Source organism: Govania unica, from assembly GCF_027920805.1.
Lineage (GTDB): Bacteria > Pseudomonadota > Alphaproteobacteria > Sphingomonadales > Govanellaceae > Govanella > Govanella unica.
Genome location: NZ_JANWOI010000003.1, coordinates 92,323 through 116,784 on the forward strand (window position 1 = coordinate 92,323; position 24,462 = coordinate 116,784).

15 protein-coding genes and 1 tRNA gene are annotated in these 24,462 nt (G+C 56.1%); 9 read left to right on the plus strand and 7 right to left on the minus strand.

Annotated elements, in window-relative coordinates; genetic code table 11:
• Positions 1-380: 380 nt before the first annotated feature.
• Positions 381-1,472 carry a threonine aldolase family protein gene (locus tag NYP16_RS08335; protein WP_274943671.1) on the plus strand — a complete coding sequence of 364 codons (1,092 nt, stop codon included), beginning with the start codon at positions 381-383 and terminating at the stop codon, positions 1,470-1,472.
• Between the two features lie 138 nt (positions 1,473-1,610).
• Positions 1,611-1,686 (plus strand) — tRNA-Glu (locus tag NYP16_RS08340).
• 228 nt (positions 1,687-1,914) lie between these two features.
• On the opposite strand, the gene NYP16_RS08345 is transcribed toward NYP16_RS08340, so the two are convergent.
• Together NYP16_RS08345 and NYP16_RS08350 are read right to left on the minus strand one after the other, a co-directional pair.
• Positions 1,915-4,626 (minus strand): transferrin-binding protein-like solute binding protein, encoded by a 2,712-nt coding sequence (locus tag NYP16_RS08345; protein WP_274943672.1) that lies wholly within the window; start codon positions 4,624-4,626, stop codon positions 1,915-1,917.
• 235 nt (positions 4,627-4,861) lie between these two features.
• Positions 4,862-6,196 (minus strand): surface lipoprotein assembly modifier, encoded by a 1,335-nt coding sequence (locus tag NYP16_RS08350; protein ID WP_274943673.1) that lies wholly within the window; start codon positions 6,194-6,196, stop codon positions 4,862-4,864.
• A gap of 288 nt (positions 6,197-6,484) precedes the next feature.
• On the opposite strand from NYP16_RS08350, the gene NYP16_RS08355 reads away from it, so the two are divergent.
• Positions 6,485-7,792 carry a M20/M25/M40 family metallo-hydrolase gene (locus NYP16_RS08355; protein ID WP_274943674.1) on the plus strand — a complete coding sequence of 436 codons (1,308 nt, stop codon included), beginning with the start codon at positions 6,485-6,487 and terminating at the stop codon, positions 7,790-7,792.
• 82 nt (positions 7,793-7,874) lie between these two features.
• On the opposite strand, the gene NYP16_RS08360 is transcribed toward NYP16_RS08355, so the two are convergent.
• Together NYP16_RS08360 and NYP16_RS08365 are read right to left on the minus strand one after the other, a co-directional pair.
• A complete protein-coding gene (locus NYP16_RS08360) occupies positions 7,875-8,894 on the minus strand; it encodes an NADP-dependent oxidoreductase (RefSeq protein WP_274943675.1) in 1,020 nt (339 codons plus the stop codon).
• An 18-nt stretch (positions 8,895-8,912) separates the two neighbouring features.
• Complete coding sequence (locus NYP16_RS08365) at positions 8,913-9,518, minus strand: hypothetical protein (protein WP_274943676.1); 606 nt, start codon at positions 9,516-9,518, stop codon at positions 8,913-8,915.
• A 262-nt stretch (positions 9,519-9,780) separates the two neighbouring features.
• Here NYP16_RS08365 and NYP16_RS08370 point away from each other — a divergent pair, with 262 nt between their 5' ends.
• The 5 genes from NYP16_RS08370 (at position 9,781) to NYP16_RS08390 (ending at position 17,349) form a co-directional block, all read left to right on the plus strand.
• Positions 9,781-11,592, plus strand: a complete 1,812-nt coding sequence (locus tag NYP16_RS08370; protein ID WP_274943677.1) for a M2 family metallopeptidase — start codon at positions 9,781-9,783, stop codon at positions 11,590-11,592.
• An 82-nt stretch (positions 11,593-11,674) separates the two neighbouring features.
• The gene (locus tag NYP16_RS08375) at positions 11,675-11,938 is read left to right on the plus strand and encodes a PepSY domain-containing protein (protein ID WP_274943678.1); all 264 of its coding nucleotides are present in this window, start codon (positions 11,675-11,677) and stop codon (positions 11,936-11,938) included.
• An 87-nt stretch (positions 11,939-12,025) separates the two neighbouring features.
• Positions 12,026-12,670, plus strand: a complete 645-nt coding sequence (locus NYP16_RS08380; RefSeq protein WP_274943679.1) for a YajG family lipoprotein — start codon at positions 12,026-12,028, stop codon at positions 12,668-12,670.
• 166 nt (positions 12,671-12,836) lie between these two features.
• Positions 12,837-15,017 (plus strand): TonB-dependent receptor, encoded by a 2,181-nt coding sequence (locus tag NYP16_RS08385; RefSeq protein WP_274943680.1) that lies wholly within the window; start codon positions 12,837-12,839, stop codon positions 15,015-15,017.
• Positions 15,018-15,159: 142 nt separating this feature from the next.
• Positions 15,160-17,349, plus strand: coding sequence for a hypothetical protein (locus NYP16_RS08390; protein WP_274943681.1), 2,190 nt, complete (start codon positions 15,160-15,162; stop codon positions 17,347-17,349).
• 70 nt (positions 17,350-17,419) lie between these two features.
• On the opposite strand, the gene NYP16_RS08395 is transcribed toward NYP16_RS08390, so the two are convergent.
• Positions 17,420-18,244, minus strand: a complete 825-nt coding sequence (locus NYP16_RS08395; RefSeq protein ID WP_274943682.1) for an aspartate/glutamate racemase family protein — start codon at positions 18,242-18,244, stop codon at positions 17,420-17,422.
• Between the two features lie 262 nt (positions 18,245-18,506).
• On the opposite strand from NYP16_RS08395, the gene NYP16_RS08400 reads away from it, so the two are divergent.
• On the plus strand, positions 18,507-19,790 hold the full coding sequence (locus NYP16_RS08400) for a cytosine permease (RefSeq protein WP_274944158.1): 1,284 nt from the start codon (positions 18,507-18,509) through the stop codon (positions 19,788-19,790).
• An 881-nt stretch (positions 19,791-20,671) separates the two neighbouring features.
• Here NYP16_RS08400 and NYP16_RS08405 read toward each other — a convergent pair.
• Complete coding sequence (locus NYP16_RS08405; protein WP_274943683.1) at positions 20,672-22,366, minus strand: hydantoinase B/oxoprolinase family protein; 1,695 nt, start codon at positions 22,364-22,366, stop codon at positions 20,672-20,674.
• An 8-nt stretch (positions 22,367-22,374) separates the two neighbouring features.
• Positions 22,375-24,405, minus strand: a complete 2,031-nt coding sequence (locus NYP16_RS08410; protein WP_274943684.1) for a hydantoinase/oxoprolinase family protein — start codon at positions 24,403-24,405, stop codon at positions 22,375-22,377.
• Positions 24,406-24,462: the final 57 nt, after the last annotated feature.

The following is a 24,462-nucleotide window of genomic DNA, read 5'->3' on the forward strand; positions in this document are numbered from 1 at the left end:
TATGACAGTATGAAATCGTTATCTTGTGCGCGGCGACAGGATCCAGCCTTCCTGCGTGCCACCGTTCGCTCAAGGATCGCGGTCTAACCTCTGGAACAGCTATGCTGTCTTATCGGGCCACCCTCCGTCCCCTACACCTTTCTGTCATTGCCGGGCTTGACCCGGCAATCCATCTCGCCACCACATTGCCGGTTGAACCATGGATACGCGGGTCAAGCCTGCGTATGACAGTATAAAAGCGCCGCGATAGGCTCCAGCTTTCTGCATACTTTGAGGAACCCCGAGGGGCAGTCGAGTTGGGGGCTTTTCCGGCGGGGTGGAAGGGGATAAGGATGGACGGCAGGATCAGGCAGAAACAGCAGACTTCGGGGAGAGGCCATTTGTACGGATTTCGCGACGAGCTTGTTAGCATTCGCGCCCGCTGTATGCGCAGCATCTATCGCAATGAGGCTGAGACCCCGCGTGAGGTGCTGCGGCGGCTGGCCGCGCTGCCCGAGGCGCTGGAGGCGCCGGATTCTTACGGCATGGGGGTGCTGGTGCAGCGGCTTGAGGCTGAGGTGGCGGCGCTGCTTGGTAAGGAAGCTGCGGTTTTCATGACCAAGGGGGTGGCGGCGCAGCAGATTGCGCTGCGTCTTTGGGTCGAGCAGTCCGGCCGGGCGGTTGTGGCGCTGCACCCGCGCAGTCATTTCCGGCTGGATGAGAGGGAGCCGTTGACGCGTCTTCACCCCATCATCGAAGCCCCGATCGGGCGCGATTACGAGCCCTTCACGCTCGCGGATCTGGAGGCGCTTCATGAGCGGCCGGGGGCGGTGACGGTGGAGCTGCCGTTGCGCCGTGCTGGCTATAAGCTGCCGAGTTTTGAGGCGCTCGCGGCTATGTCCGCCTGGTGCCGCCGCAAGGAAGTGCCGCTCCATTTCGATGGCGCCCGGTTGTGGGAAAGCGCCCCCTATTACGGGCGCAGTCTGGCTGAAATTTCGGCACTGGCCGATAGTGTTTATGTGTCGCTTTATAAAGGGCTTGGGGGATTGGGTGGCTGCGTGCTGGCCGGATCGCAGGGCTTTATTGATGCAGCGCGGGTCTGGCAGACCCGGATGGGGGCGGTTCTGCCGACGGCTTTTCCTCTGGTGCTGGCGGGGCTCGACGGGCTTCAGCGCTATCTTCCGGAGATGCCGGGTTATGTTGCGCGGGCGCGGGAGATCGCTTTGGCGCTCACCGCGATTCCGGGCGTGCGCGTTGCGCCTGAGCCGCCGCAAACCAACGGGTTTCATGTGTTTCTGCCGGGGCAGGCGGCGGAGCTTGAAAAGCGTCATGCGCAGCTCGCGGCGGACAGCGGGGTGTGGTTTTTCCAGACCTTCGCACCGACCCAGGTGCCGGGCGTGACCATGGTGGAAATCGAAGTGTTGTCAGCCGCCGCAGTGGTCGAGACCTCCGAGATCGTGGCCGCCGTCAGGACACTGATCGCGTCCTCATGAAGGATCGGCGGTCCGGGGGAAAGCCCTGTATTTCAAGAGATTATGATTTTTTGGCCAAGAAATATCAAGGCTCGCGGGAAAACGCTTGACGCTCGCGGTGAGAGCCTTTAGATCATGGCCCACACTGCCAAGGTCCTCGTCCCCATCGTCTAGAGGCCTAGGACACCGCCCTTTCACGGCGGTAACCGGGGTTCGAATCCCCGTGGGGACGCCAAGCCTTTTTTAAGGCTTGGCTAAAGAACGGACTGAAAGCTGGAAGGTATTTTCCAGCAATTTTCCTTGATCCTTATGTTTGAATTTTGTCCTGTGCCTCCCCGAGGAACGCGCAGCATGTCCAACTGGTTGGTCATGCGCGAACGGCGCGTGCAGCTACAGACGCGTCAGGACTTTGACCGATATGGGGCAAAGTTCTCTGAGGCTTGGATCAGGTTTGCGCCTTTGTTTACCGCTTGCCGACGAAGACGCCATTTGCCACAAGACTGCGCGTGGCGTCGGCGGGGTCTGCGAAGGTATAATTCCATGTTCCGGCAACCTCCGGCGGCGTTGGTGCAGACGGTCCGTAAAACTGGCCACTGAAGTTGGAGCTTGCATAGTGCGCGACGCTTTTGGGAATCTCACCGTAAAATCCGCTACTCGAAATCGAGCCTGTTCCGGCGATAGAGGGCAGGGCTTCTGGCGTCGTACCGCCGTTGCGTCGGAGTTCCAGATTGGTGAGGCTGAGAGAAACATTGGTCGAGGCAAAATCCACGGCCAGCTTTGATTGGCCGTTAACTGTCCCGTATCCGCCCGTCTGGGTAATAGGCCCGTTAACTGCAAGTGCAATCGCGAGCGCCGGGCCAGTGTATGTGGCAGTGCCTGTTTGCGGAAGCGACCCTGTTTCCGTCGTTGGTGTGCCATATACGAAAGCGCCTCCACGTGCGAAGCCGGTAGGCTCCTCCATTGCCCATATTCCGAAGCCGGCGTAATCGAGCCCATATTGATCGGAATCAGGACGCGACAGGGCGATCATGATATCCCCGCGCGTAGAGGAGTGAGACTTCATGACAGCAAGACTGGCGTTCGAAGCTGCAGAGGCGAGATCGCCAGTTGTGATCTCCAATGAAGTATACTGAGCATCAAGCAATCCATCGGTGCTCGCAAGCAAGCGCATGCCGCCGCTAAGCGTTGCCTCGAAAAGCTGCAGGCTATGTCCCGTAGTCGTGGGATGGGGAGGGGATAGGTGAAAGCCTGTTTTGACTTCGCTGCTGGAATCGACGCTCTTTGCGAATGCAAGAATATCGGCATTGCGTGCGCCAGTTGTACTTGCGGTTGCGGCAAGAAGTGAATCACCAAGTCCGGATATAGTTCCGCTCGTAAGCTTCGGCGTCTCTCCGGTCAAAGTAAGGTCGGTCTCCGTCGTACCAAACACACCTGCGGCGACGAGGCGCGCTGGATCGTAGGTCGGAACGTCGAGTAAGGGAAAATCATAGGCAAAAACCCCAGCGACCTGTCTTCCTTTGCTTGAATCATATACTCGGCCAGAGAGGGTCATGCCGGGGGTGGTTGAAAAGCTGTTCAGTGAGCCATTGAACGTCGCGCCCATAGTGAACGACTTGTGGTAAGCCGGATCGACTAAACTTAATAAATAAGCTGGCAATTCATAGCCACTGAAGATGGATTGAACGGCACCGGACGCGAAATTGATTTGGAGCGTTACATCGGCTTCGAAATTGGTTAGCGGCGGCGTGGGGAAAGCGCCGTTCTCAAGGGGGTAGGGGAAACTGAGTTGTCCACTTGCAACCCCTTTATAGATGGCGAGGCCGGTGATGGGCAGGCTCGCGGCATTGAGTTGTTGGCCCTTGGTGAAATATGTCACGTCGAAATTGCCGACCGAAAGCTGGCTGTTGCCGGGGACATTGAACAGCGAGGTCGCATTGCCGAATCTTACATTCTCCATCCCGAAACGGTCGGCAGTTTCCGTATCCAAAGAAATGAAGATACGTTCTGTCCCGATGGTGTAGCTATCTGCTGGGACCGTAGTTTCATAGGTGAGGACATCTGCGTTGGAGAGGTCGCGACGATATGACGCCGCCGCGAGGATGGTGGGGAAGGTGCCATGGGGATTGTGTCCCAGGTTGCTTCCAAGCTGCCAAAAATAGGCGAGAGATTCGGTCGGGGCGGTGGTGGGGGCAGTACCGCTTCCATAAATGCGGTGAAGATCTTCAAGACGCAGGATTCTTGTAGAGATGCCCGGGAAGTCCCAGGGGTCGGCACTCCCCCCTTGCTTTGCTGCAAAAGCTGCGGAAAGCGACAGCTGTTTATAGTTGAAGGTGAGGACGCCCCCCACTTCCGGTGGGCCATCTGCATTGGAGGGGCCAAAGAAACCGCCGTCGACCTGGCCGACGAGGTCCATATAATTGGGGTTCAACCCCGCGAATCTCGCAGCCCCACTGAACGATCCGTACTGGCGGTTGAGGGATGTCGTAAACATGATATCCGGCAGGGTCGTACTGCGATTGCCCAGCATGCTTTCGTAGCGGAGTTCGCCCAGAATATCGGATCGGTTTTGTCCGCCAAAATAGCCGGAAACCGAGTTCTCCGCGAAATTGACCTTGATCTCGGCAGGACCACGGAGAGAGCCGAAGTCGCCGTCCCCGGCAATGACGCTGCCGACGATGCCACCGAGGAAGACTGCGGAGCCGCTTTTAGGAAGGTCCGCAGCTGTCGTCGGGAAGCCGAACACCACGGCACCAATTGCTGCGTCTCCGGTCAGGGGCGATCGAATGTCTTTCTTGTCTGCGACCAGAAGGAGTGCTGTGTAATCCAGTCCGGAGTTGCCGGAGTAGGGATCAAGCAGGGCATATTCCGCGTCCGACGTGGCATAAATTTTAAAATCCGCGGTCGAACGGCCGGGAACAAGGTTATCTTTGGTGAAGAAGTCACGCGCAGGCCCCCATCCCGACATGGTGTAGCTGCCGGTATCGTGATCATATTTTAACCCGAGGGGAGAGCGGCGGTCGTATATGGCTGGCGGATAAGTCAGGCCGTCTCCTATAAAGAAACCTAGGAAACCGCCTATTGTCCCGAGAAAACTATGGTTGGCGTTGAGGGCTGAAAAGCGGGCCGGCTGGGCCACGGCCGGCGGCTGGGGCACAGGCGTAATCGGTGTGGACATGCCGCCTCCACCCCCGCCGCATGCGCTGAGCAGGCTGGCTAGCGCCACAAAATATATGACCGTGCCGTGACGGTATCTGAATTTGCCGTAGCGGCACATGTTTCGTCCCCGAAGTTTATAACTCGATGGTCTTATGCAGCACTGTAACTTTCATAAAAAATCTATCATAGAGAGAGTATGAGTGAAGTCTTATTTGGACTTTTTCTTCCCTATGAAGGGTGGACATAGGCGGTTCTCAGAAAATTCGGGTGAAGTTTATCGTCACGCGGTGGCGGTCGTAGTCATAAAAGTTAATATTCGACATGCCTTCGTAATAATTATATTCGATGACGGGAATGAAGCCGCCGATGTCCAGTTTTCTGTTGGAAATGGTGGTGCCGAGACGTAACGCCCAATCCTCGCGCCGCGCGCCATGCAGCCAATCAATATCTTTGAACTTGCGGTAGGAAAGTTCTCCGGAAAGCTCGGATGTGAAGCCGAACGGAAGTTCGCGCCGGTAGGAAAGACCGCCGCGATAGCGCAGGCTTGAGAGGGAGTCGACTTCGGTCATCTCCTCGACAAGGCCGACGAAACCTTGAAGGAGGCTGATCTGCGATAAGAGGTAGCTCGCCTGGATGGTGGCGGAAACGAGCCAGCCGTCGCGTGCATTGTCACGCTGGAAATCTACAACCTGTGTGTCGAGGATGCTGCTGAGATAAAGACGGTCGGTCATCTTGTGGCGAAGGTTAAGCCGGGCGCCGTAGGATTTATAAAAGGCGCGGCCGCCATAGCGATTGTAAGAACCAACGGCAGAGACGAGAAGCTCGGTATTCGGCGCGAGGATGAAGCGGGGCCCCGCACCGGCCTGGGTCATCGTATAGTCGAAGGTCGAGCCCTTATTGTACTCGGTATGCTGTAATCCCCCGCTGAGTTCGAAAGAGCTGCCGACCGGCGACGGAAAACGATAGCTCCCCGAGATATCGGCTGTGAGACCCAATCCCGGAGACTTGCGGGCGTCCTCCAACAGTTCGAAGGGGAGGCCTAACAAGAGGGCCTCATGATCGCTTGTGGCTGAGTTGATGTTGGTATCCTGAGCAAGGCCAACCGAGAAATTGAATGTCCAGGCTTTGTTATGCCGGATGGCGTCGATGTAGCGTTCGATATTGCGGGCTACGGTTGGCGGGAGGTCGCGGTTTGCAAGCACAATCTCGAATTGCTTGCGTGCGTTCACATAGTCCTTGAGTTCGAAAAAGCTGCGTGCGAGCTCCAGCCGGACGCGCAGGATTTCGGGGTGGTCGGCAAGGATAAGGCGATAAATGCGGGCAGCCTTGCGCCAGTTGTTTTCTCGGCCATGCATCTCGGCTTCGAGGAAGGCGATCTGGATCTGGTCGACGTCCCCCTGTCGGAGACGGGAGAGTAGCTCTCGCGCTTCCTTGTGATGACCGGCAAGGATAAGTTGCCTTATCTTATCGAGGCTGGAGGTCGGTGCGAAGTCGAGCCGGGCACCTTGAGAGGCAGCGGAGGAGGGTGTCTCCATCGCTGCCGCAGGGATGCAGCCGGTTAATGCGGTTACGAGGAATACTGCATACATGCGTCACCGATAGACTAAATTCGCGTGTTAAAATGAATTTTATGTATATGTAATAAGTTTCATGCAAGTAAAGCGCGAATGCGGCATGGTCCCGTTGTGTCGCTCGGCAGTTATAATCGATTGATTATAGCGGGCCCATTTTGGGGCGATGGCAAGCATTTGTGATTTTCCATCAAATCCATGCGCGGTTGGCCGATCTTGCGGTATTCTGGTGGCACAAATTCATCATGCCGGGGGGCCATGGCTTTGAGAGCGACATGTTTCGCAGCTGCTGTTTGGACGGGTTTCATGGTTTGCGGGGCTGGCGTTGCGGCCGAGCAGTTGTCGGTCCCCGAGGTGGCGATTGCCGCGCGGGTGGATGACGGCTTCGAGGGGCAGGTCACTTTCCTTGAAAAAATCGTCAATATGAACAGTGACACCATGAACTTTGCGGGCGTGCATGCGGTCGGGGCTGTGTTTCTGGCCGAGTTGCAGGCGCTTGGGTTTGAGGCGCGCTGGGAGTCTATGAGTGACCAGACCGGCCGCGCCGGTCATGTGATCGCAACCCGCAACAGCAAATCCGGCAAGTCCGGAGTGAGCATTCTGGCCATCGGCCATCTCGATACCATTCATCCGGCGACGAGTGCGTTCACAAGGTTCAGCCGCATCGAGGACCGGGCCACCGGGCCGGGCATTGCCGATATGAAAAGCGGCGATGCGGTGCTGCTTTATGCCCTGAAGGCGCTTGCGGCTGAAGGCGCTCTGAACGCCGCGCGCATCACCGTGATCCTGACCGGCGACGAGGAAATGCCGGGATCAGGCGTCATGATCTCGCGCAGATCGATGATCGAGGCGGCGAAGAAAGCCGACGTGGTGCTGAGTTTCGAGACTGGTGAATTGGGGGTGGCGGTGACGTCGCGGCGCGGCTTTGCTGCCTGGACGCTTCAGGTCAGTGGCCAGCGGGCGCATTCGAGCCAGATTTTCAGCGACAGCGTGGGAGCCGGGGCCATCTTTGGCATCTCGCGCATTCTCGATCGGTTTTACGAGGACCTGCGCGGGGAACCGTTGCTGACCTTCAATCCCGGCGTTTTGTCTGGTGGCACCAATGTGGATTTTGACAGCGAGGCCTCGATGGGCAAGGCCTTCGGCAAGGCCAATGTGGTGGCGCAGTCGGCGACAACGGAAGGGGAACTTCGCTTCATCGATCAAAAACAGTTCGACCGTGCCAGCACCCGCATGAAGACATTGGCGGCGGACGTTTTGCCGGGCACCAAGGCAAGCCTTGAAATTCGCGACGGCTATCCGGCCATGCCGGCGACGGCCGGAAATCAGAGATTGCTTGAGGCCTTGAGCGGCATCAATCAGGCGCTCGGCGGTGGGGCATTGCGGGCGAACGATCCACTCACGCGGGGGGCCGGTGACATCTCGTTTGCCGCGCCTTATGCACGGGCGGCGCTTGATGGTCTGGGCGCTGTGGGCGGCGGGGCGCATACGGATGAGGAATGGCTTGACCTCAAGGACTTCCGCGCCGCGACGAAACGCGCAGCCATTTTGCTTTATCGTCTCAGCCAGCAGAATGCGCGCGATATGATCGAGACCGCGCCGCATATCCATTGATTGACCACGCCGATGATGGGTCGCGTTGCTTCTGCAGTCTCCGACTGGAGGCCGGGCACTGTAATTTGCAGTCCGGTTTCAGTCAGGCGACTTTGACGACCAGTTTCCCGAAATTTTTGCCATGCAGCATCCCCATGAAGGCGCGCGGGGCATTTTCGAGTCCGTCGACCACATCTTCGCGGTATTTGACGCGGCCGTCACGGATCCATCCGCTCATGTCGCGGAGGAAGGCGGGCTGCTGGTCGGCGAAGTCAAAGACAAGGAAGCCGCGAAAGGTCAGCCGTTTGGTTAGGGTGTCGCGCAGCAAAACAGGGATATGATCAGGACCGGCGGGCAGCTCCGTCATATTGTAATTGGCGATCAGGCCGCAGACTGGCACGCGCGCGAACATGTTCAGCAAGGGCATCACAGCGGCAAACACCGCGCCGCCGACATTTTCGAAATAAATATCGATGCCGTCAGGGCAGGCGGCTTTGAGCTGTTGGGCGAAATCGGCGGCGCGGTGATCGACACAGGCGTCAAAACCGAGCTCGCCGGTCACATAGGCGCATTTTTCAGGTCCACCGGCGATGCCGACAACCCGGCAACCCTTGATCCTGGCGATCTGCCCGACGGCCGAGCCGACAGCGCCCGAGGCGGCGGCGACCACCACCGTCTCCCCGGCTTTGGGCTGACCGATATTGAGCAATCCCACATAAGCCGTCATGCCCGGCATGCCGAGGACGCCCACAGCGGTCGAGATCGGGGCGAGGGTCGGGTCGACCTTTTGAAAGCCGACACCGTCGCTTAAACTGTAATCCTGCCAGCCGCTGTAGCCCTGGACGATATCGCCCGTGGCGAAGCCGGTGAGGTTCGAGCTTACCACCTCGCTCACCGCGCCGCCGATCATGACATCGCCGACCTCAACCGGGTCGGAGTAGGATTTGGCGTCGGACATGCGACCCCGCATATAGGGATCAAGCGACAGCCACAGGGTGCGCAACAGCATCTGTCCCGGGCCGGGGGTTGGAATCTCCGCCGTGACCAGGGAGAAATTGCTGTCGGTGGGTTCGCCATGCGGGCGCGCCGCCAGCAGGATGCGACGGTTTTGGGTCTTGGTCATGATAGTCTCCCGGATGGTCTAATCCAAGTTCAGGGTGCCGGACTTGCCGAGAAGGGTAAGGGCTTTGACGGCCATGGCCGAGCCCTGTTCGGCCAGATTGCGGAAATCACGGGACGCGGTACCGTTCGCGCTCCAGATCGGTGGCTTGCCACGCTTATAGAGCGTCATGTCCATGTCGATGCTGGCCCCGTTCTGCCCGGGGCGCCGTTTCTTGCTGTCGGGCATGTTGGGGCTCAGTTCACGGTTCGGCGACAGGGTGGTGAGGGGATCATTTTGCCGGGCCACGTCGCGGTTTTCCGCTTCGGCATGCAGGCTGCGGTCGATGCCGGTGGTGTTGGCCGAGGCGTTGATATTGACTTCAAGCACCATTTCGCCGTCATCGACTACTGCAATGCCTTGTTTTATAAGGGCTTGCTTGATGTTCCGGGCGATGGACTGGCTCTCGCTGCTGTCATCCATCATATCGACGACGACGCTAAGCGGCCGCTCATAGCCTTCAAGCAGATTGGCCGATACCAGGCCAGCGGCCGAAGCCGGGGCGGGCAGCTGAGAGACGCTAAAGGCACTGGCCAAAAGGATTATGTGGCGAAATTTCAGAAAGGCCGAAGCTCGGGCGGCAGGCATGCGGCGTCTCCATTATTTATGCTTTTACGTCGGTCGATCAAAATCATAGTCTCTGGCGGGGAGCGGCGCCAGAAGAACTGCTGATGCGCGGATTGTTTCTTAGCTCTTTATTTTTTTGCCAAATTCGACTTATCCTTCATCCTAGATAAGGCGGGGGCCGGTATCGCGGCAAGGGCTAGGATCGCGATAGGGGGATGAGCATATGAAGGCTTGGGCGGTGCGCTCGTGCGGGAAGTGGCTCACAGGGATTCCATTGAGACGTGTGGCGGCGGCATCCGTCGCATTTATGGCCCTGTCATCCTGTGGGGTCGAACGGAGCGGGGCACAGGCCCCGTCCGGTCCGACGGCCGAGGAGGCGCGCGCTTTCGTCGCCGCCAAAAGTGCTGAACTCAAGGGTCTCTGGATCAATGCCGCTGCGGCGTCCTGGAACAAAGCCACCAATATCACAAGCGACACCATCAAAAGCGAAGCCGAGGCCAGCGCTACGGCGCTTGCGGGCGGGGCACTTGCGGCGCGGGAGGCGTCCCGCTTCAATGGCGTGACCACGGATGCGGACACCCGGCGGCAGCTTGAAATCCTCAAAGCCGGTCAGGTGGCGCCAGCGCCGGCGGATCCGGCCAAAACCCGGGAACTCGCCGACCTCATGAGCCGTATGGAGGCGCTTTACGGGGAGGGCAAGGTCTGTTCCGGCGGCAAATGCCAGACGCTAGACGATCTGTCGGATGTGCTGGCCACCAGCCATGACGAAGCTCAATTGCGTGCCGCCTGGGTCGGCTGGCATGATCAGGCACGGCCGCTGAAGCCGCTTTATGCGCGGTTTGTGGCCCTGGTGAACGAAGGCGCTCATGACCTCGGCTTCGCCGATACGGGCATCATGTGGCGTTCGCAATATGATATGAAGCCGGAGGCCTTTGCCACCGAGATCGACCGCCTGTGGGATGAGGTCGAGCCACTTTACGACGATCTGCATTGTTATGTGCACGGGCGACTGCAACAGCAGTATGGCCGGGGCACGGTGCCGGATGGCGGGCGCATTCCGGCGCATCTCCTTGGCAATATGTGGTCGCAGAGCTGGGCCAATATCTACCCGCTGGTGGCGCCTTATAAAGATGCGCCGAGCGTCGATGTCACACAGGCCTTGCAGCAGCAGGGCTATGACGCCCTGAAGATGGTGCGCATGGGCGAGAATTTCTTCTCGTCGCTCGGGTTCCAGCCCTTGCCGCAGACGTTCTGGCAGCGCTCCATGTTCACCCGGCCCGAGGGGCGCGAGGTGATCTGCCATGCGAGCGCCTGGGATCTCGATTTCGCCGACGATGTGCGCATCAAGATGTGCATCAAGATCAATCAGGAAGATCTGGTCACCATTCATCACGAGCTTGGCCATAATTATTACCAGCGGGCCTATAACAAGCAGCCGGTGCTCTATCAGGATGGCGCCAACGATGGCTTCCATGAGGCGATCGGCGATGCGGTGGCGCTGTCCATCACCCCGGCCTATCTCAAGGACAAGGGGCTGCTGCCGGCCGTGCCGCACAGCCCTGAGGCGGTGATCAACGAACAGATGATGATGGCGCTCGACAAGATCGCCTTCCTGCCGTTCGGCCGCATGATTGATGAATGGCGCTGGGGCGTATTTGCGGGCGCGATCACGCCTGAGACCTATAACAGCGCCTGGTGGGCGCTCAGGCGCAAATATCAGGGTATCGAGCCGCCGGTGGAGCGCACGCAGGCGGATTTTGATGCCGGGGCGAAATATCATGTGCCGTCCAATACGCCCTATATGCGATATTTTCTGTCCACCATTCTGCAGTTTCAGTTTTATAAGGGACTCTGTGATGCCGCCGGGCATCAGGGGCCGCTTTATACCTGTTCCTTTTATGACAACAAGGATGCCGGAGCGAAATTGGCCCGGATGCTTGAAATGGGGCGCAGCAAACCCTGGCCCGAGGCTTTGGAGGTCATGACCGGTACAAGGCAGATCGATGCCGCCGCCATGCGGGAATATTTCGCGCCCCTGAGCGCCTGGCTCAAGGAGCAGAACAAGGGCAAAACCTGCGGCTGGCAGCCGAGCTGAGCTCGGTCGGCAGACCGCAGGCAGACTGTGCAAGATTGTTGCGTGTGAGTTCCTTTTTTCATCATGAAATGGAGACGTCGCTATGCGCAAATACCTAACTCTGGCCTTGGTGATTGGATTTGCTTCTCCGGCTTTCGCCGCCGGAATGATGCCGCCTGCCGGGTCCATGGCCGTTTCGGCCATCGCAGCCAAAGTCGAACAGCGGTCAGATCTTGGATATATCAAGAAGATCGATTGGGAACATGATCATGGCTATTACGCCGTCGATTATCATGACAAAGCGGGTAAGAAACACGAAATGATGATCGATCCGAAAACCGGCGAGGAAATGCGTAAAACCAAGTAAATCAGACCTTTCTGATAAAACTGCCGGCGTATTTTAGTCTGTTTTCGAATAGAGTGGTTCTGCGTGGTTCACGAAATGGGGAAAAATATGTCCGGCAGTTTTCGGTCTCCCGTCCTCTATCTGTTTGGTTTGAGTTGTACTCTCGGAGCTTGCGCCTATGTGCCGCAAACGGCGCAGATCACGCCGCGAGCCGAGATCAGCCAGCCCCCGAGCGAGCGAGCAGCGACAGCGGCCAAAGCCTTAGGCCCGCTCATGGTTGCGCTACGCGATGAAAGATCCCGCAAACTTATTGGTCATCGTGCAGATGTCTTTGGCAGTAAGGCCGCAATCCAGATGCCGCCCGGGCTTCTGCTGTCCATCGGGACGACCGTGACGGAGGCTTTGCGCCGGCAAGGCTATGATGCCGCGCTGGATGACAAGGGACGTGGCGCATATTCCGTTCCGGTCCTCCGCATTTCATTTCGTGATCTGTCCTACGACTCGAAAGCCCAGAAGCTCTATGGCTTCATCATCAGCGCGCAGGCGAGCTTTGCTGTCCGTCTAAGCGGTGAGGGGCGCGATTTCGAACAGTTTTACCGGGCGGAGAAAAGCGAAAACGCTTACATGCCGCCGACGGCGGAGACAAATGACCGCATTATAAATGCGGCGCTTGACGAGGCACTCGCGCAGGTTCTGGGCGATCCGGAGTTGCAATCGGCACTTTCGAGCTGCGGTCATGCTTGCCGAAATTGAATTTTCTTCAGACTTTTCCTGCAACTCAAAATAATCTGCGTTCGGCATGTGACGCTTCCCCATAACATTCACGTCTGACCGTGCAAGACTTTGTCTCTCAAAAGGGAACACCCAAAAGAAGATAATTTTGACCATGGTCAAAAAGCAAGAGTGGAGGGACACAACTATGAGTAGTTATCCGAAACTGGGGCTCTATATCACAACGGCTTTGTCGCTCACTATTGCGGCCGGTGCCAGTGCTCAGCAAAAAGCGCCCGTTAAAAATCCGGACTATCTTGAAGAGATTACCGTAACCGCACGTCTGCGGTCGGAAAATGTGATGGACGTGCCGGTGGCCATGAGCGTCTTCAATGCGAAAACCATTGAAGAGGCCGGCATCAATCGCGCCGAAGATTTCATGGGCATGATCCCGAACGTCAGCTTCGTTCATGCTCAGGACGCGGGTACCAACTTCATCACCATTCGCGGCCTGACCCAGGTGCGCAATTCGGAATCTCCGGTGGCCGTCTCCATTGATGGCGTGTTGACGGTGAACCCGATCCAGTTCACCCAGGAATTGTTTGATATCGAATCCATCCAGGTACTAAAAGGCCCGCAAGGCGCGCTTTATGGCCGCAACGCCATCGGCGGCGCCATTGTGATCACCACCAAACAGCCGACCAATGATTTCGAAGGCTTCGTTCGTCTCGGTCTCGGCAATGGCGGGCGGATCAAGGGGCAGGGATCGGTCAGCGGACCGATCGCCAAGGACAAGTTGCTGTTCCGCGTGGCGGTGTCGCATCTTCAGCATGACGGCTATCTCAACAATATTTTCTTGCATGACAAGGCGGATCCTTACAAGGATCAAACCGGTCGTGTCCTGTTGAAGTGGGTCGGCAGTGAAAATTTTGCCGTCGATTTCCGCGCCGGATATTCAAAGACCAAGGGCGGGGCGCTCAATTATGTTGTGAATGCCGATTATGCCGTGGGGGATTTCGTCGGCAATCCTAATAACATCAGTGTTCCTATTCAGGCCAATGTACGGGGCATCGATGATCGTGAACTTTACGATGCCTCGCTCAAGATGGATTTGACGACGGAGATTGGCACGTTTACGTCGATCACGGCCTGGAGCAAATCCAAGGAACGCTCAGGCGGTGACTCTTTCCCCTACTCGTCTACTCCGGCTGATGGGACACAGGACGGCACGCTCAATGTGCGCGGCATCAGTCAGGAAATTCGCCTGACTTCGCCGGATCAGCAGCGCTTGCGCTACATCGTCGGTGCCTACGGATTATGGACGCATCGTAATCTGCAGCTGACCACGGGCCTCGACTTGGGCCCTGGCATTATTATCCCTGGCATTAATATCAACAGCCCGATCAATCCAACGGTTTTCGCCCTGTGGGATGACAGTCATTATCGGGCTTACGCGCTATTCGGTCAGTTGAATTTCGACATCACCGAAAAGCTCGAATTGGCGGCGGCACTTCGTTACGACAACGATCGCCGCAGGCAGGAAAACCTGTCGCCATTCCTGCTGGCGCCTTACGGAATTCCAGTTGGGTTTGCCCGCAAGGAAACTTTTGACAAACTTCAGCCCAAAGTCACTTTGACTTATAAGGCAGAAGATAACTTCACCTTGTTTGCGAATTACAGTGAGGGCTTTCGTTCGGGCGGGTTCAATCAGCCCGGGATTGCGCAAGTTGCAGTTACGGCGATTCCACCGGTCATCGGCGTCGCCGATATTTTCCCGAAGGAATCCTCCCGTGGTTTTGAAATCGGTCTGAAAAGCCGCATGCTCGATAAGCGGGTGAGCTTTAACGCCAGCGCCTTCATGACCAAGGTTAAGGGCCAGCAATATTTCTCCTTTATCCCGGCCCTGACGGCGCAGGTCATCACCAGCATCGATAAAGTCGATATCTGGGGCTTTGAATTTGATGGCATGTTCCATGTGGTGGACGGCTTCGATATTTTCGGCGCCTTTGGGTATACGAAGACCGAGATCAAGAAATACAGCAACGATCCAAGCAATGTCGGCAATTGGGCGCCCTATGTGCCGCGGTACACGGTGAATGCTGGGGCTCAATACCGGACTGCGGTCATGAATGATGTTGATTTTATGATCCGGGGTGAGTATGAGCGTCGCGGGCCGCTGCAATGGGATCCGGGCAATTTCACGCGCAACAATCCGATCAATCTCGTACGCGGACGGGTCGGGTTTGAGGACGGTACAAACGGCTGGTCCCTCATCGCCTGGGCCGAGAATCTGTTCAACGAAAAATATAATGCTGATTTCGTGATCGGCGGCTTCGCACAACGGGCCTTGCCGCGCACCTACGGAATCGATTTCACCAAGAAATTCTGATTGCGGAGAGGGTGATCCCTCTCCTCTAACCCACGCACGCGCTACTGCCGTCGGAGCCAGTCTCCGGCGGCTTTTTTTGGTATTCACAAATCTTACGGCTCTCCGTCCTTATGGTGCTGGAATATAATTTTGGAGAGTGAACATGCAGACTTATATAAATTCTAACAATACCGTACCGGAGGCAATTCAGGATTTCCTGGTGCTTGCTCAGAAAAGCAATAAAATTCTTCAGCTTGAGGATCTTCTCGATCTTAATGAAAAATTGCTCCAGACACTAGCGGATCATCCGGATTGGCTGAAAATTGAAGACACGATTGATGGTATTGCAGAAAAAGCCAAAAAAGATGAAATTTCTGTGCAGGATTATGTCAAAAACTTAACGGTTGAGTTTAATTCTATATATCCCTTTCAGGCGCCATACTGGACGGAAGTTATTAAAACATACTTGAATAAAATCGGTAATTCTGAATATGCGCAAATTGTCGAAAGTGTTGGTGGGGCGCTTCCTTTATTTCTGGAATATTTGACAATTGAAGAGAAAATAAATGAAATTTGCCTGAAGCAAGGAATTGATAAAAAAAATCACGGGTCATTTTTTGATGTAATGCGCGATGCGACTACGAGCAAGATTAAAAAAGAAGATAGCTCTTTCAGTGTTTGCATTGATAAATATAAGGTAGAATCTTTAAGTAATACTGCTCCTAAGGAAATTGAGGGAATTTTTGAAACTGCTAAAAAATCAGGATTCAAAAAAGAACGTGATATGTTTGGTCTTTTTGGTAAAGAAGTTGTTAGTAAATATCCAAGATCAAAAGCAAATAATCAAACTACTAAGCAGACAGAAAAAAAGAAGCCTGAAGATAGAAAAGAAATAAAAGAGAATATATTAAGATATATTGCCGTCGCCGATTTGTTGATAGGTGATCTTACGGAGATCGATCCCGTCATTGGTGATGAGGCTTGCGAGGCGCGGCCACCGGTTATTCTGGATATTTATCAAAAATTGATTGAAACCTGCGGTGACGACTATAAGGAAGTTGTCAAGTGGTGTCAGGCTTTTCTGTGGCGTCATGACAAGGATTCAAAGGTAATTACACCGAGTGACAAAATATCGGTTGAAACAGAAAGCCATTTATCCCAGAAATTTGTAGATTTCTGCATAAGATTTTCGAAAGAATGTACTGATGATGAGTGGAACTATCTTTTTTACTGTAAGGCAGCCACGTATACATCGCGGTTGGTGAGCGATGAATACGAAATGGTTTCGTATGATCGTTATAACAGCAATTATATAAAAGATGATCGTAGCAGGTTGCGTAAATCTGTTGGATCATTAAGTTGTTATGAAGTCAAGAAAATGGCAAAGTTCGTCCTGGAACAAGAGGGATGCAATAAAGATTTCTGGAGTTCTGTTGTTAATATTCTTGAAGGTTGCAATGCTTTTAAATTCGATCAAAATGATAAAAAGGAAATGGAATTTTCCGTATCCTTGTTGCCAATTTATGAAACCATGCGGACCGTTTTTGCATACCAGTTTCTAAAAGGACGCCCCATTGTTCTGAGTATTTGTCGCATTCAATGCGAACCGGAGGAATCCGAAGGGAACGAGGAGGACGTTGACGCCCGGGAAGCAAAGTACAAGATCATTGATATTCCTATTTTTGTTTATCGACCTGATCCTAAAAGAGGGAATTTCGTCTGCAGCGAAGTATTGCCTGATGATAATGAGCCCTGCTTCACTATTCAGGCCTATCAGCTTGTTGATAAAAATATTCCTACGAAGGATCTGCCCGAGGATTGCAACTTCATGATGTCGCTGGAAAAGGACTATAATCAGGAAATTTCCGGATGTGACATTGGCCTTTTGACTATGATCTATTCGTCGATACATCCGGTTTTGGCTGGGGGCGCGCAAATTGGTGATGACGTTCTCGAAAAAACTGGACTTCCTATGATTCAAAGTCTGTATAAGAAATTTTCAAAATTTGAAATTGATACAGAAATCAAAAATGTTCCACTGACAAAGCTGTCTTTTAATCTTTGCAACCCAAAGGTTAGCCTTGCGGAAGAATACGGAATCTTGAAGAATTTTGGCTTTAGCTGCGACCTTTCCAACAAACAATATATTACCCGTCCTGGAGGTAAGCAGACTTGTGCCCGTAGTTTAACATCTGTTGGCTTCACCATCCATCATATCAATGTTCAGCGTTACGGGATGATCAAGGACAAGGCCAAGAAAGCCATGAATACGGAAGATCTGCCGCGCTTTTATAATTTCGATGCAGGAAAATCGTTTGGAACGCTCAAAGAATCTCTGGAATTTAAGAAGTAACATTTGAGTTCGTCCATATCGAAAAGCCCGGGAGATTTCTCCCGGGCTTTTTTCATGGCAGAAATGGCGCTCAGAGTTTGGAAAGATAGAGGCCTTCCGGCATGTTATAACCGACCATTGGCTTTTTGTTTTGCGGGTAGGGATAGGCAAGTTTGCTGGTCGACAGTTCGCTCAGCACCAGAGCGGTCATGACATTAATCGCAAGCGGCAAGGGGTCGATCACCGGCACCGGGCTCAGACCGCGTTCACGGCCGGGGCCCGATAGAAACTTTTTGAATTTTTTGAAAAATGCCTCGCGAATGGCGAGGTCACAGCCGAGGAATGCGCCGCAACCTAGAACGATCACATCCGCATGGTCCTTGATCACGGCTTCCATTGCTTCGTTGACGAGATCCTCGGTGACCTTGTCCTTGTCATTTTCAATTTCAAGCACCGGAACATTGACCGACCGGAATACGCCATAGCGGCTTTCCAGCCCATAGCGTGCCACCTGGTCACTGACCATAGTGCGGGAGGTGTCAAGCACGTCGATATAACCGAATTTATGGCCAAGAATACTGGCCATATGCATGGCGATTTCGGCCGTGCCGCTGACCGGAATGGAGACCGCCTCGCGCACGGCATGTACGGCCGGATCACACATGCAGTTGATGATAATGCCGTCAAAGCCCTTTTGCTCAGCCTTGATGGCGGCGATTATGGTGGCCGGGGTTACCAGGGCATCGTCAATATAGTTTTCGATAGAGCCGGTTCCCGTCTCTATGAAAATATGTTCGACTTCCACCACATTTTTCTTGCTGAAGGCGGGGACGCTCTGGTCAAAGAAACTGAATTCCTCCGATGCAAGCGCGGGGGTAATCACCAGAATGCGTTTTTCTTTCGTGTTGATAAGCATATCACAGTCTTTCATAACTTTGCTCAAAAGCCTGAGCTCTGCGGGAATTCGCTTTTAGGAAACGTCCGGGCGGCGATTTCGTGATGGGCTATGAGCTTATAGGGGCATCTTGTGATAGGAAATCATCGGTCAAAATACACTCTAGATACAGTTCAAGTAAATTTGATGCTGCAGTTTGTTTGAATTTTACAATAATATTCTGTGGGGCCTGTGTCAGACTTTCCACTGGAGTTTATGGTAAGGGGAGATGCAGGTGAGTGACATGGAAGAGTTGGTCAGCGACCATTTTCGGGCACCCGTTCCGCCGGAACGCCGGGTCAGCGGCTGGAAGATCGGCTTGATCGTGTTCACGATTGGTTTGACGCTGCCGATTTTCTTCATCGGGGCCACCATCGGCCAGCAACTCGGGATTGCCGATGCCGCGCGCACCTTCTTTGGCGGATGTTTGCTGTTGGGCGTGCTCGCGTCATTGACCAGCATTGTTGGCGCACGCACGGGGCTTTCGTCTTATATGATTATCCAGTTTTCCTTCGGCCGCGACGGGGCCAAGCTCGTCAATGCCTTGATGGCGGTGGCGCTACTTGGATATTTCGGGGCCACGGCAGATATTTTCGGCCGGGCGATCCAGCAGGCGGTGCAGGAAATATATGGTCTTACGGTGCCGCGTCCGCTGTTTGTGATCGTGACCTGCATACTGATGACGATTACCGCCATTTTCGGCTTTCGCGCCATCGAAAGATTGGCGCAGGTGGCGGCACCGCTCATGGCGTCATTTCTCGTTTATGCGGTTTATCTCGCGCTCGGTCAGCGCGACTGGGCCAGTGTGATGAGTTTTGAGGGCCGGGGCGACATGACGGTCGGGCTGGCGCTTTCGACCATTGTCGCCTCGTCCATTCAGGCGGCGGTGCTGGCCCCTGACGTGGCGCGGTTCGCCCGCAACACGCGGCAGGCGATCATTTCGGTCTGGGGGCTGGCGCTGGGCTTTCCGCTGATTTTTCTGGTCTCGGCCATTCCGTCCGTTGCTGTGGGCGAACTTGAGATCATGAAGATCATGATCGGCATCGGCCTGACCTTGCCGGCGCTGTTCATTCTGGTGCTGTCGGCCTGGACCAACAGCACGGTCAATCTCTATTCGACCTCCATGACGCTCGCCACAATCGCGACCAAGGCGCGGGAATGGAAAATCACGCTGGTGGCCGCCATCTTTGGCACCTCTTTGGCGCTCATGGGCATCATGGATCATTTTCTCGTTTTCCTGACCGCCATCGGCATCGCCACGCCGCCTGTTGCCGGGATCTATCTCGCCGATTATTTCTTCCTGCGCGGGCGTCACTATGATGTGGCCGATCTTAAGCGCAATCCGGCCATCGGCTGGCCCGCACTTCTCGCCTGGGGCCTGAGCTCGGCGGTTGGTTTTGTTACGGCGAACAGTGTCATAACCCTGACTACGGTCCCGGCCGGGGACAGTCTGCTATCGGCTTTTGTGATCTATCTGGTGCTCAAGCGGTTGATGGGGCGGAAGCCGTCCGTCCATGTGACGGTGTAGGGTTTCGCGGGGGCATATCATCACCGGGTCGGCATAACGCTGGCAAGATGGATTGCCGGGTCAAGCCCGGCAATGACAGATGGTTTATAGATTTTGCGAGCGGATAGGGGGGCGGTGGGTGGAGCCTTCCGTCAATGTGACGGTGAGAGGGTAGTTGTATATGTCATTACCGGGCTTGACCCGGTAATCCATATTTCAATCGGCACGGCGATCGCCAGGTGGATTGTTGTCTGCACCCGATGTAAGGCTACGGTTAGTTGTCATCGCGAGCCGCGTAAGTAGCGTGGCGATCCAGAAATTTGATCGGGCGGTAGGGCTGGATTGCTTCGGCGTGCGCCTCGCAATGACGGAGGGTACTGGCCAGACGTCCAAGCAATGTGACGGCCCTGAAATCAGCAGCCTGCGGTGAGTGCGAATTAAAGCGGACAGCCGTGGGTCAAGCCCGGCAATGACAGATAGTTTATAGATTTTGCGAGCGGATAGGGGGGCGGTGGGTGGAGCCTTCCGTCAATGTGACGGTGAGAGGGTAGTTGTATATGTCATTACCGGGCTTGACCCGGTAATCCATATTTCAATCGGCACGGCGATCGCCATGTGGATTGCTGTCTGCACCCGATGTAAGGCTATGGTTAGTTGTCATCGCGAGCCGCGTAAGCGGCGTGGCGATCCAGAAATTTGATCGGGCGGTGGGACTGGATTGCTTCGGCTTGCGCCTCGCAATGACGGAGGGGACTGTGCTTATTCTGTCCAGAAATGTCCTGGCGGTGTGTGAGGTGATAAAATCAACAGCCAGGGTGAGACCGAAATTAATCGGACAACATGCATCAAGCCCGGTAATGACAAGAGGATGAAAAATCCTGTCCGGAGAGTGGTAACAATTGTCAGTCTAACCTGTACCCATAAAGCGCCGCCGCATCGTCTTCCGTGAGATATCCGTCTTTGATATCGGCCTTTATCCGTTCTGGGGCGCGTTCCTCTGGATCGCCCCAACCGCCGCCCGCGCCGGTGACAAGCTGCACCACATCGCCTTTCATCAAGGGCAGGCGTCCGACCTTGCTGAAGGGGGCTGTTTCGCTGCCGTCGGCGCGCCGCACGGTGGTGAAATTACAGGAGCCGAGGGCACCGCCGGCGATGGCCCAAGGCGCGGTCTGGCCGCGGGCGAACATGGTGGACAGCCAGGCGCGGTCCGACAGAATGCGGTAATCAAGCCTGACCCCGCGCCCGCCGCGAAACTTGCCCGCGCCGCCGGTGCTCTGGTGGAAGGCATATTGCTCCACCAGAACGCCGTAACGGGTTTCGGTGATTTCAACCGGGATATTGGCGGTTTCGCCATTTCCGACGGCGAACTGGCCGTTTTCGCCGTCCTTGTCCTGGCCTGCGCCCCAGCCACCGGCAAGCGGCTCCACCAGCAGATAGGGCTCGCCATTTTCAAGCGTGCCGTCGATCACGGTCGAGCAGATGGAGCCGAACTGACCGGCTGGCAAGCGGTCCGGCAGATGCGGGGCAAGCGCCTTCCAGACGAGGTCGGTGGCCACGATCATGGCTTCGTAATAAGACGACACCGGGGCCGGACGGCGGGCGCGGGTGATGGTGCCTTCGGGGCAGATGATGCGGATGCGGCGGAAACAGCCTTCGGTCGCGAGCACGCCGGGGCTGGTGATCGACATGAACACCTGGCGCACGGCGGACACCAGCCCGCACCAGGTGTTGTTGACCGGCCCGGGAGCCTGCGGGTCCGAGCCGGTGTAGTCGGTGATGAATTCATCGTCGGTGATGGTGACTTTGACCGTGATGCGGAACGGACCGTTGCCGAGGCCGTCTTCGTCAACCCAGTCCTCGGCCTCGAACACGCCGCGTGGCAGGGCTTGGAATTTTTCGCCGATCATAGCCGCGCTGTGATCGAGCAGGGCGTCGATGGCCTGTTCGACCGTGGCTTTGCCATATTTGTCGAGGAGCCCGAGAAACCGCCGCGCCCCCACATTGAGCGAGGCCACCCCAGCCCAGATATCACCGACGGTCATGTCCGGCAGCCGCACATTGGCGGCGATCAGATCCATCAGCGAGGCAATGGGCTTGTCGGCTTCGAAAATCTTGATACAGGGGAATTGCAATCCTTCCTGATAGACATCGGTGGAGTCCGGGCTGAAGCTGCCGGGATCCTTGCCGCCGACTTCTGTCCAATGGGCCTTGTTGGCGGTCCAGGCGACGATATCCGTGCCATGGAACACCGGCTTGATCAGGGTCACATCGGACAAATGCGTGCCGCCGCCGCCGTAAGGGTCGTTGGTGACGAAAATATCGCCGGGACGAATATTATTTGTGCCGCTGAATTTCTCAATCACCGACAGTACGGCGGCGTCGAGGGTGCCGATGAAGCCCGGAATGCCGTTGCCCTGCGCAATCAACCGGCCGCTGCCGTCGGTGATGCCGACCCCGTAATCGAGCGATTCATAAATGATCGGGCTCATGGAGGTGCGCCGCTGGGTCAGGAACATTTCGTCGCCGATGGCGGTCAGCGCGCTTTTGATGATCTCGATGGTAAAAACATCGGGGCTGGAGATATCGATTTTATTCATGATGGCGCTCACGATAGAAAAAGATGAAGGCCGCCGAAGGCGTCAACCTCGACCCGTGCGCCGGGTGGAACGACGGTCACGGTGGCCGCTTCCTCGACAATGGCGGGGCCGGTGAAGCTCATGCCATGACGCAGTTTGGCCCGGTCATATAAATCGGCAAGATGTTCACCAGAGATATCAAAATCAACCAATCGTTGCCCCGAACGGGCCGCCGTCGCATCGGCGGGGCCGCGTGGTGCGGGGGCAAGTTTCGGCTTGTCCACGAGCCCATAGGCGATGAGATGCAGATTGACCACCTCCACCGGATTATCGAGGCGGAAGGTATATTCCTGCTCATGGGCGGCATGAAAGCGCTCGATGACTTCAGCCACGGACTGGATGCCGATGGCCACCTTGACGGTATGATCCTGACCGCGATAACGGGCATCGACGAAGCGTTCGAGCAGCACCTGATCGGCGGCAAAGCCATCGGCGGCGAAGGCGGCCAGCGCCTCCTGCTCAAGCTCGGCGAACAGCGCCATGATATGGGCTTCCGTCTCCGGCCCAAGCGGCTGGATGCGGGTGCGGATCAGATCGCGCCGCAAATCGATCATCAGCATGCCCCAGGCTGAAAAGACGGCGGCATGGGGCGGGATGATGACGGTCGGAATATTCAGCTCCGCCGCGAGCGCCGCCGCATGCATGGCGCCGCCGCCGCCAAAGGCCATCAGCGCGTAATCGCGCGGATCATAACCGCGATTGACGGACACGAGCTTGAGCGCATTGACCATATTGGCATTGGCGATCTGAATGACGCCGCGCGCCGTCGGAAGCGCCGCCTTGCCAAGCGCTGTGCCAAGCTCGGTAAAGGCGCGCTCGACCGCTACCATGTCAGGGGTGATCTCACCGCCGACGAATTTATCGGGGTTGATACGTCCGGTCAGAAGATTGGCGTCGGTGGTGGTCGGCGCCCTGCCGCCCTTGCCATAACTGACCGGGCCTGGCACCGACCCCGCGCTTTGCGGCCCCACATGCAGGCTGCCCGCGCTGTCGACCCAGGCGATGGAGCCGCCGCCATTGCCGATCTCGACAATATCGATGACCGGCGTCCTGAGCGGATAGCCCGGCGACAGCGGCGTTTTTTCCAGCACATATTCGGTGGTGATGCGGGTCTGGCCATCATGGATCAGCGAGCATTTGGCGGTGGTGCCGCCGATATCGAGCACGATCAGATCGCGCTGGCCGATCAACTGACCATAGGAGGCGGCGCCAAGAATCCCGCTCACCGGGCCGGATTCGATGAGCGTGATCGGGTTGGCCTTGGCGGCGGTGGCGGTGCTGATGCCGCCGTTCGATTGCATGATATAGGGCGCGGCCACGACGCCGCTTTGGCGCAGTTTCTGTTCCAGCCGCTCGATATAGCTCTGCGCGATGGGCAGCACATAGGCTGACAGCACCGTGGTGTTGGTGCGTTCATATTCGCGCCATTCGCGGGTGATTTCGTGGGAGGCGATGACCGCCACCTCGGGCCACAGGGCACGGATCAGCTCGACTGTGCGGGCCTCATGCAGCGGATTCGCGTAAGCATGGAGAAAACAGACGGCGATGGCGGCGACACCCTCGGCGCGGAAGACATCGAGGATGGCGGGGATTTCATCCTCCGCAAGCGGGGTCAGCACCTCGCCCTTGTGCGACAGCCGCTCGGTCACTTCATGGCGCAACTGGCGGCGCACGAAGGGCTTCGGCTTGCGGTAATAGATATTATAGAGATCGGGCGTATTGCCGCGGGCGATTTCCAGCACATCGCGGAAGCCGCGCGTGGTGATCAGCGCGGTTTTCACGCCCTTGCGTTCGGTCAGGGCATTGATGACGACCGTCGAGCCATGGGCGAAGAACGAGATGTCCTCCCGCGAAATGGCGGATTTCTGCAGGGCGTCGAGCACGCCGGTTTCAAAGTCGGGCGGGGTGGTATCGGCCTTGACGGCGCCGATCTGGCCATCCTGAATATAGACGAGGTCGGTGAAGGTTCCGCCCACATCGCTTGCAACACGGATCGTCATAGGAAATCATTGCTCCGAACAATAGGTTCTTTTCATCCCTATGACCTTAAGCCGGGT

Coding starts and splice junctions, on each gene's coding strand:
- NYP16_RS08395 (WP_274943682.1), bottom strand. CDS start 18,244: ATGCTTATCAACACGAAAGAAAAACGCATTCTGGTGATTACCCCCGCG.
- NYP16_RS08350 (WP_274943673.1), bottom strand. CDS start 6,196: ATGTATGCAGTATTCCTCGTAACCGCATTAACCGGCTGCATCCCTGCG.
- NYP16_RS08410 (WP_274943684.1), bottom strand. CDS start 24,405: ATGACGATCCGTGTTGCAAGCGATGTGGGCGGAACCTTCACCGACCTC.
- NYP16_RS08375 (WP_274943678.1), top strand. CDS start 11,675: ATGCGCAAATACCTAACTCTGGCCTTGGTGATTGGATTTGCTTCTCCG.
- NYP16_RS08360 (WP_274943675.1), bottom strand. CDS start 8,894: ATGACCAAGACCCAAAACCGTCGCATCCTGCTGGCGGCGCGCCCGCAT.
- NYP16_RS08380 (WP_274943679.1), top strand. CDS start 12,026: ATGTCCGGCAGTTTTCGGTCTCCCGTCCTCTATCTGTTTGGTTTGAGT.
- NYP16_RS08390 (WP_274943681.1), top strand. CDS start 15,160: ATGCAGACTTATATAAATTCTAACAATACCGTACCGGAGGCAATTCAG.
- NYP16_RS08385 (WP_274943680.1), top strand. CDS start 12,837: ATGAGTAGTTATCCGAAACTGGGGCTCTATATCACAACGGCTTTGTCG.
- NYP16_RS08365 (WP_274943676.1), bottom strand. CDS start 9,518: ATGCCTGCCGCCCGAGCTTCGGCCTTTCTGAAATTTCGCCACATAATC.
- NYP16_RS08355 (WP_274943674.1), top strand. CDS start 6,485: ATGGTTTGCGGGGCTGGCGTTGCGGCCGAGCAGTTGTCGGTCCCCGAG.
- NYP16_RS08345 (WP_274943672.1), bottom strand. CDS start 4,626: ATGTCCACACCGATTACGCCTGTGCCCCAGCCGCCGGCCGTGGCCCAG.
- NYP16_RS08405 (WP_274943683.1), bottom strand. CDS start 22,366: ATGAATAAAATCGATATCTCCAGCCCCGATGTTTTTACCATCGAGATC.
- NYP16_RS08400 (WP_274944158.1), top strand. CDS start 18,507: ATGGAAGAGTTGGTCAGCGACCATTTTCGGGCACCCGTTCCGCCGGAA.